Here is a 7,291-nt window from a genome sequence, read left to right as displayed (position 1 = left end):
CCCTATACAGCATGTTTAATCTGATAAACCGGAAACTACTTTTTCAAGACTACTCACGTCTGACATAGCCATCGTGTTAACCGTTTTATCAATTCGTTTATTTAAGCCCGCTAGCACCTTACCAGGACCACATTCAACGAAAGTGTCGGCACCTAGCTCAATCAGCTTAGTGACCGATTGTGACCAAAGTACGGGGCTATGCAAATGAGCCAATAAATTTGTCTTTAGCTCTTCCAGGTTTGTGGCTACCTGAGCATTCACATTTTGCACAATAGGAATACCGGGTTCTTTAAATGTCAGTTTCGACATTGCATTTGCCAACTCTTCACCTGCAGGCTGTAACAAGTCACAATGGCAAGGAACACTTACAGGAAGCTTCGCAGTACGACGAGCGCCTTTTTCTTTTGCGATAGCCATCGCCCGGTCCAGCGCATCGGTCGCACCCGATATGACGATCTGACCAGGAGAGTTAAAGTTTGCCGGCGCAACAACTTGCCCTTGGGCTGCCTCTTTACAAGCCTCTTTAGCTTTATCATCATCAAGCCCCAAAAGAGCAACCATACCGCCCTCACCTAGAGGAACCGCTCCCTGCATAAGCTTACCACGAAGGTTAACGAGCTTAACCGTCTCTTCAAAATCCAGTACGCCGCTAGCGATCAAGGCCGTATATTCACCCAAGCTATGCCCACACACATAGTCTGGACGGATGTCAGAGTTTTCTATCCAGGTACGCCACATCGCAACACTTGCCGTTAATACAATAGGCTGAGTAATTTCCGTCTGGTTGATCTTATCTTCAGGCCCATTTAGCGCAATATCTTGAAGATCCTCTCCAATTGCTTCAGACGCTTCAGTAAAGGTTTTTACTGCTAATTCTGACTGCGCCAAGAGATCTGACATCATTCCAATTGACTGAGAACCTTGACCGGGAAACATAAAGACAGTTGTCACAAAATTCACCTTTTAGATAGTTTGACTTGGATATTCAAATAATTAGCGACGCATAGCCACCAAGACCAGCGCTATAGCAAAACCTTTTCCAGCTCGCTATTAATCAGCTCCGGCAGATTAGCTTCCGCCTCTTTATAGGCAAGATCAATCGCTTGCTCAAAAGACTTCGCATTAGCATGCCCGTGACTTTTAACCAAAACGCCTTGCAGACCAAGGAAGATGGCCCCATTGTGAGTGTCTGGGTCTAGCTGCTTCAATGTCTTTGCCAGCAAAGGCAGCATGAGACGACCCAGCAACTTCCGGTACCATGACTCTTTGAAAAAGTCTTTTATACCGGAAAGCAGAATTTTGGCAGCACCCTCGGCACTTTTTAGCGCCACATTGCCAACAAAGCCATCACAAACGATAACATCTGCATAGGAACGAAAGATATCGCCGCCTTCAGCAAAGCCGATATAGTTGAGCGCTTCACTTTCTTCTATTAACGAAGCGGCTAACCTAACCTGCTCATTACCCTTAATACTTTCACCGCCAACATTTAACAGTGCCACCCGGGGATTTTCAACGCCTTTGGTAATTTTTGCTAATACTTGGCCCATGATTGCAAACTGAAGAAGATGTTCGGCCGAACTATCAACATTTGCACCTAAGTCCAGAACGAAACAGCCACCACCTTGAGAAGGAAACATTTTAGTAATCGCGGGCCTATCTATACCGGGAAAGGTTCCCAGTATTGATCGCCCTAACAACATCAAAGCACCGGTATTTCCTGAGCTTACACAAGCTTGAGCTTGACCAGACTTGACCAGTTGGAGTGCCACAGCCATCGAGGAATCTTGCTTACTGCGCAGCACACGAGAAGGACGGTCATCCATAGAGACAACGGTTTCGGCGTGAACAATCGATATTGATGGATTTTCTGGGTAGGAGTGCAACAAAGCCTCCAATTCAACCTGTTTTCCAACAAGGATGATATTGAAGGCTTTGCTTTGGCAGCTGGCTGCCGGAGACGCTTGAGAAGCATCATTTGACTGAAGCTTTTCAAGATAGGCAAAAACAGCAGGGACAACAACCTGAGGGCCATCATCGCCACTCATTGCATCAACTGCAATGGTGATTCCTACAGACATTTCGCCGTCTTCAGAAACTAGTATTTACGTACTAGTCTTCTAATGTCTCAATTACTTTCTTGCCACGGTAGAAACCGTCAGCAGAAACGTGGTGACGCAAGTGCTTCTCACCTGTAGTTGGATCTACAGATAAAGTTGCAGTGCCTAGCGCGTCATGTGAACGACGCATGCCACGTCTTGAACGAGTTTTCTTACTTTTTTGAACAGCCATATTTGTTCTCCCGCGGGTATTTCAAATCAATTGATGAGCTTAGCTCACCGATTATTTCTTTAAATTCAGTTCTGAAAGCACGCTGAAAGGATTCTCTTTGGTCTCTTCGACCTCACTTTCAACACTCTCTTCAATATCACCTTCGTTATACTCTTCAGGTTCGCAATCATCATGATAAGCGAACATTGGCAAACTCAGGATCAATTCTTCTTCTATCACATCCAGTAAAACAAGCTTTTCATCTTCCACCAATAAAGGTTCATAAACACGCGGAAGGTTTTGCGCTTGCTCGTCACTCATTACAATTCCGAGCTGAAACTCAGAACTTATTGTCTTTTTGACCGGATGTAAGCAGCGCTGGCAAAGCAAGTTCAATTCAGCTGAAAGCTTGCCCTTCAATATACGCAGCCTTTGCTCATCCCGTCCAAATTCCAAGTCAATATTAACGACACCCTCAGAATCCACTAACATTGAAGTCAGCCTAGACATGAGATGTACCGCTATATGCCCCTGCAAATCCTTATTCTGGTCTGCATATTTAAAGGGGTCGAGCGTCTTGGGTAACGAGTGATCAGACATAAGCGCGCAATTCTAGGGCCGAAGACCTGTATTGTCAAAGGAAATAAGTGTATTTTTGACATTGATTTAAAAAGACAAGCGCTTTTTGTTGGCCACTGCGCTTTAGCAATGCAACTTCCTGCAATACAAGGATATCTATGGACATCGTACTCGCCTCTTCCAGCACCTATAGAAAGGCGCTTCTAGAAAAAATAATTCAGCACTTCAAGTGTGCATCTCCTGACATTGATGAGTCTCACCTCCCTAATGAAAACTATAAGGAAATGGCCGAGCGTTTATCCATAAGAAAAGCGCAAGCACTGGCTGCATCCCACCCTAATTCGCTAATCATTGGCTCTGATCAAGTCGCATGCTTGGGCGAGCAAATACTTAGAAAACCCCTAAATAAAGAACGCAATCTTGAGCAGCTAACACTCTGCCAAGGCAAAACTGCATACTTTTATACAGGCTTGTGCCTGCTCAATACGAAGACCGGCAAATATCAAAGCGCTGTTGAAAGCTACGCCACCAAATTTCGTAAGCTAAATGAGCAGCAGCTAATCAATTATATAGAACGCGAACAAGCCTATGATTGTGCGGGAGGCTTTAAAATGGAAGGCTTGGGCATATCGTTATTTGAGTCTATTGAGGGCAAAGATCCAAACATACTGATTGGACTACCTTTGATTAGGCTAATCGACATGCTCGCTAAAGAAGGCGTATCTATCCTTTAGCGCTTTTCAAGAATCACATTCATTCGGGTTTGCAGCACCTTTATATAACCCTTCGATAGCGCCATAGAAACCGCTGGGCTTAGTGCTGCATCTTTATGCTGCTCTAGCTGCAGGTATTTGGGCCAGGCAGCTTCTTCTGCGTGATTTAAGAAGCTTTCCAACACAGGAAACTCGAAACCTTCAATATCCATTTTAAGCAGCTCGAGTTTGTCAATATCAGCAAGCGCCAAAATCTCACTAATAGTCAAACCCTTTACATCAATTGAAGTGCTGACTCTCTCAGGGTGCTCAACCCCTTCCGACAAAGAATTACAACCTTGGTTCACCTCATCGAGATAGAGTTTAACCAATGAGTTTTGCGGGCTAGCCGCAAGCTGCAAACACTTACAGCGAGATTGAAGCTGATTAAATTCGACATGCCGCTGCAAGCGAGCAGCGAGCTCTGGGTGCGCCTCTACAGCAACAAGCTTTAGGTCTTTCCGCTCCCACGCAAGTAGCAAACCATAACCGCCGATATTCGCACCTACATCTAGAACTGTAGCCCCATCACTCAAGACGGACGCCAAAAAACGTCGCTCCTGGCCATCGAGCAAGCCAGGCATAGTTAATAAGCGCTTATCGGATAAGTTTCCTTTGGGAAACAACCTGAACTTTAAACCTTCTACCTGAACATCGATAGGTGATTGCTTGCGCATCAATACAGGCTTTCGCATTAGAAAGGCTAGACGCTTAGCAAACCAGTTATTGACCGGTAATTGGTGACAAATACCGAGCAAAGCCTGACACCATGAAGGTAAACGATACCTTCCGAAAGGGAGATTATTCATAGAAAAAGGTCAATTATTTCGTTTCAACATTTCGCCAAGTAGGAGGAATAGCCAAGAGTCGCCCCCTGCTACCCCTCTGCGAGGCACAGCAGCCCCCACTTATAACATTTATGATTCCTTAGATCCTTCCTTTTCTGGCTTAGCCGGCTCTTCCTTTTTGCTGTCACCAATTATTGATTTACCCGGACATACCTTAAATACCGGGCAAGACTTACAACCAGAAACCATTGCGATTGGACATAGTGTCATTTTCTCTCTCCATCTTTTTTATAGACTCTAATCACTTGAGCCCTTATGAATCTTAATAATTTTGAATTGTTCTTTTCTTACTGTAGCTCGAGAGACTGAAAAGCCTCCCACTCCTGCCATACCGGCAGAACACTTTTTGGCAATGAAGGAATACGCCCAAGTTCAGCCCAGCGATATTCAGGCGAATGAAAGTCACTACCGATTGAACCTTTCAACCCCATTCGCTGACACAAATCACTAAGCATCCCGACTTCCCCTTGCTTCTGCCCTGAGGTAACTACCTCAATGCCTTCGCCTCCCTGCGCTTTAAATTCTACCAACATATTGCGCAGCTTAGTCAGGGTCATATTGTATTTTCTGGGGTGGGCAACGACAGCACTCCCCTTTGCGTTAACAATACTATTTACCATGTCTTTTAGCTCTGGCCATAAACTTTTTACATCGCCAACCTTCCCCGCACCCAGATACTTTTTAAAGGCTTCGTTATGATCGCTAACATAAGCTAGGTCAATCATCGCCTGTGCAAAATGAGGTCGGCCAGGGATCCCTGACTGAGTCAAAGCCCGAGCAGCATCTAACAGGCCTGGAAAGCCTTTTTTTTCTAGTTTTTCTGCAATTAGCTCTGCGCGTTGATGACGTGACTGTAACTGCTTTGCTTCAATTTCCTGCATCAAGCCCGAATTCAAGTCATAGTTGTAGGCAAGAACGTGGATGGTAAAGTTTCCCCAAACACATGAAAGCTCGATTCCGGGCACCATTGAAATCCCTTCAACATTTGCTGCGTCAAAAGCTTCTTGCTGACCGGCGACGGTATCGTGGTCAGTTAGAGACAAGAGTTTCACACCATTTGCCGCAGCCCTTTGAATAAGCTCTGTAGGGCTCAAACTGCCATCCGATGACAGGCTATGGCAATGTAAATCTATTGGCGAACGGTTCATAACTCTCCACGATTATCTAAGGTTGGTGTCATTCAGGTTTAATAAAAGCATGTTATGTAAAGATGGTAAGTTTGAACCTTCACAGTTTCCACATATAATCACCAACCTGTAAGCTTATTCACGTACTATTTGTACAACCTTTTAATACGGAACAACGCAATCACCTTATGAGCGAAAATACTATCGACACCTCAACACAGCCAAAGAAGCCTGCACAAAAACAGCAAACCAGTCATTTGTTACTTGAGCTCGCAATCTGCGTTATTTTACCTACCGTTATTCTAAAATATCTGAGCGGCGATGATAGCCTGGGACCTGTATACGCACTAATTTTTGGCCTTTCCTTCCCACTACTCTTTGGTATTTACCAGTTCATCAAAGAGCGAAAATTCGGATTCATCCCAGCGTTAGGCTTTATTAGCATTCTACTCACCAGCGGCATTGGCCTATTGGAACTCGATGCAAAATATATTGCAATCAAAGAAGCCAGCATACCATTGATCATTGCTATAGGTACGATTGTTTCACTAAAAACCAAGTACCCCTTGGTCAAAACATTTATTTATAACGACAAGATTCTGCAAATTGATAAGGTCGATGAAGCTCTCGACAAAAGTAATAACCAAGGCGCTTTTGAACGTGTCTTAAAAACAGCCACTTATATACTAGCGGGCTCTTTCATGCTTTCCGCTGCTCTAAACTATGCATTGGCAAAGTACATAGTCGTCAGCCCTTCGGGAACTGCCGAGTTCAATGACGAGCTTGGTACAATGAACCTGCTTAGCTACCCGGTTATTACAATACCCTGCGTCATCGTGATGATATACGCAATGCTCTACCTCTTTAAGCACATAAAACGATTAACGGGCTTGGATTTTGAAGACATCATCCATCAATAGCCTTAGAATGCTTTAATTAGTCTACGACCAAACATTGAAACAATAGAGAAACACATGTACTACGCAATTATCTCCCAGGATATCGAAAATAGTTTAGAAAAGCGCAAATCTGCAAGACCTGCTCATTTGGCAAGACTAGAAGAACTAAAACAACAAGGCCGCTTATTTGTTGCCGGCCCACACCCTGCGACTGACTCGGAAGATCCAGGTGAAGCAGGTTTTACAGGAAGTTTGGTAATAGCAGAGTTTGGTTCTTTAAACGAAGCCCAAGCATGGGCAGACCAAGACCCTTACGTTGCAGCCGGCGTTTATGAAAACGTTACGGTTAAACCATTTAAGAAAGTTCTACCTTAGTTAGAACACTTATCAAGCGACCTAAACCGGGGCTAACGCTACTGACTTTACGACTCGTTGTTTAAAACGGGCTTACTACGAAATACAGGATACAAATCGTGAAAACATCATTCCTTTCAAAGATCGCGGCCTCTATATGCTTACTCGCGTTGGCTATCAGCTCTGCATCAGCTGAAACTATGTACATAGACGACACCCTTTTAGTTCCCTTACGCAGCGGCGAAGGAGTCGGGTTTAGGATTGTCCACAAAGGACTTAAGAGCGGCACCAAGCTGGAAATTATTGAAAAGCTGAGCTCTGGCTACGCACACGTTAAAACGCCAAGCGGCATAGAAGGCTATCTGCCTTCTAGATATCTAACGGCGCAGCCTATTGCTAAAGTTAAGCTAGCCCAAGCTAATCAGGAGTTAGCTAAACTAAAAGCTAACTACGAAGAAACT

Annotated in this window: 11 protein-coding genes; 4 read left to right on the top strand and 7 right to left on the bottom strand. The window is 44.5% G+C overall.

The features are described 5' to 3' along the window. Positions 1–15: 15 nt before the first annotated feature. From fabD to A3757_RS08950, 4 genes are all read right to left on the bottom strand, one after another. Positions 16–936, bottom strand: a complete 921-nt coding sequence (fabD, locus tag A3757_RS08965) for an ACP S-malonyltransferase (protein WP_068553589.1) — start codon at positions 934–936, stop codon at positions 16–18. Between the two features lie 86 nt (positions 937–1,022). Next, positions 1,023–2,081 (bottom strand): phosphate acyltransferase PlsX, encoded by a 1,059-nt coding sequence (gene plsX / locus A3757_RS08960; protein WP_082865234.1) that lies wholly within the window; start codon positions 2,079–2,081, stop codon positions 1,023–1,025. A gap of 31 nt (positions 2,082–2,112) precedes the next feature. Beyond that, on the bottom strand, positions 2,113–2,292 hold the full coding sequence (rpmF, locus tag A3757_RS08955; RefSeq protein WP_068506763.1) for a 50S ribosomal protein L32: 180 nt from the start codon (positions 2,290–2,292) through the stop codon (positions 2,113–2,115). Between the two features lie 51 nt (positions 2,293–2,343). Next, positions 2,344–2,871 carry a YceD family protein gene (locus A3757_RS08950; protein ID WP_068506765.1) on the bottom strand — a complete coding sequence of 176 codons (528 nt, stop codon included), beginning with the start codon at positions 2,869–2,871 and terminating at the stop codon, positions 2,344–2,346. 137 nt (positions 2,872–3,008) lie between these two features. Here A3757_RS08950 and A3757_RS08945 point away from each other — a divergent pair, with 137 nt between their 5' ends. Beyond that, positions 3,009–3,584: a nucleoside triphosphate pyrophosphatase gene (locus tag A3757_RS08945; RefSeq protein ID WP_068506768.1), complete on the top strand. Its 576-nt coding sequence runs from the start codon at positions 3,009–3,011 to the stop codon at positions 3,582–3,584. On the opposite strand, the gene A3757_RS08940 is transcribed toward A3757_RS08945, so the two are convergent. The 3 genes from A3757_RS08940 to A3757_RS08935 all read right to left on the bottom strand — a co-directional run bounded on the left by A3757_RS08940 (position 3,581) and on the right by A3757_RS08935 (position 5,598). Then, positions 3,581–4,411, bottom strand: coding sequence for an FkbM family methyltransferase (locus tag A3757_RS08940; protein ID WP_082865233.1), 831 nt, complete (start codon positions 4,409–4,411; stop codon positions 3,581–3,583). The two genes, A3757_RS08945 and A3757_RS08940, sit on opposite strands and share 4 nt — an antisense overlap. A gap of 108 nt (positions 4,412–4,519) precedes the next feature. Further along, complete coding sequence (locus A3757_RS26635; protein WP_197469960.1) at positions 4,520–4,660, bottom strand: hypothetical protein; 141 nt, start codon at positions 4,658–4,660, stop codon at positions 4,520–4,522. Positions 4,661–4,737: 77 nt separating this feature from the next. Then, the gene (locus A3757_RS08935; RefSeq protein ID WP_068553588.1) at positions 4,738–5,598 is read right to left on the bottom strand and encodes a PHP domain-containing protein; all 861 of its coding nucleotides are present in this window, start codon (positions 5,596–5,598) and stop codon (positions 4,738–4,740) included. Between the two features lie 167 nt (positions 5,599–5,765). Between A3757_RS08935 and A3757_RS08930 the strand changes: the two genes are divergently transcribed. The 3 genes from A3757_RS08930 to A3757_RS08920 form a co-directional block, all read left to right on the top strand. Next, a complete protein-coding gene (locus tag A3757_RS08930) occupies positions 5,766–6,497 on the top strand; it encodes a VC0807 family protein (RefSeq protein ID WP_068511596.1) in 732 nt (243 codons plus the stop codon). Positions 6,498–6,551: 54 nt separating this feature from the next. After that, positions 6,552–6,851, top strand: a complete 300-nt coding sequence (locus A3757_RS08925) for a YciI family protein (RefSeq protein WP_068511593.1) — start codon at positions 6,552–6,554, stop codon at positions 6,849–6,851. A 98-nt stretch (positions 6,852–6,949) separates the two neighbouring features. Further along, positions 6,950–7,291: TIGR04211 family SH3 domain-containing protein (locus tag A3757_RS08920; RefSeq protein WP_156506262.1), on the top strand; the 342-nt coding region annotated here is incomplete at its 3' end.

This window comes from Oleiphilus sp. HI0117, assembly GCF_001635235.1.
Note: the sequence above shows the minus strand (reverse complement) of the source record. Positions and strands in the feature narration are given on the sequence as shown.

Excerpts from the sequence above, each read along its gene's own strand:
- A3757_RS08950 (WP_068506765.1), bottom strand. The coding sequence starts at position 2,871 with ATGTCTGATCACTCGTTACCCAAGACGCTCGACCCCTTTAAATATGCA.
- A3757_RS26635 (WP_197469960.1), bottom strand. The coding sequence starts at position 4,660 with ATGACACTATGTCCAATCGCAATGGTTTCTGGTTGTAAGTCTTGCCCG.
- A3757_RS08930 (WP_068511596.1), top strand. The coding sequence starts at position 5,766 with ATGAGCGAAAATACTATCGACACCTCAACACAGCCAAAGAAGCCTGCA.
- A3757_RS08945 (WP_068506768.1), top strand. The coding sequence starts at position 3,009 with ATGGACATCGTACTCGCCTCTTCCAGCACCTATAGAAAGGCGCTTCTA.
- rpmF (WP_068506763.1), bottom strand. The coding sequence starts at position 2,292 with ATGGCTGTTCAAAAAAGTAAGAAAACTCGTTCAAGACGTGGCATGCGT.
- A3757_RS08935 (WP_068553588.1), bottom strand. The coding sequence starts at position 5,598 with ATGAACCGTTCGCCAATAGATTTACATTGCCATAGCCTGTCATCGGAT.
- fabD (WP_068553589.1), bottom strand. The coding sequence starts at position 936 with ATGTTTCCCGGTCAAGGTTCTCAGTCAATTGGAATGATGTCAGATCTC.
- A3757_RS08940 (WP_082865233.1), bottom strand. The coding sequence starts at position 4,411 with ATGAATAATCTCCCTTTCGGAAGGTATCGTTTACCTTCATGGTGTCAG.
- A3757_RS08925 (WP_068511593.1), top strand. The coding sequence starts at position 6,552 with ATGTACTACGCAATTATCTCCCAGGATATCGAAAATAGTTTAGAAAAG.
- plsX (WP_082865234.1), bottom strand. The coding sequence starts at position 2,081 with ATGTCTGTAGGAATCACCATTGCAGTTGATGCAATGAGTGGCGATGAT.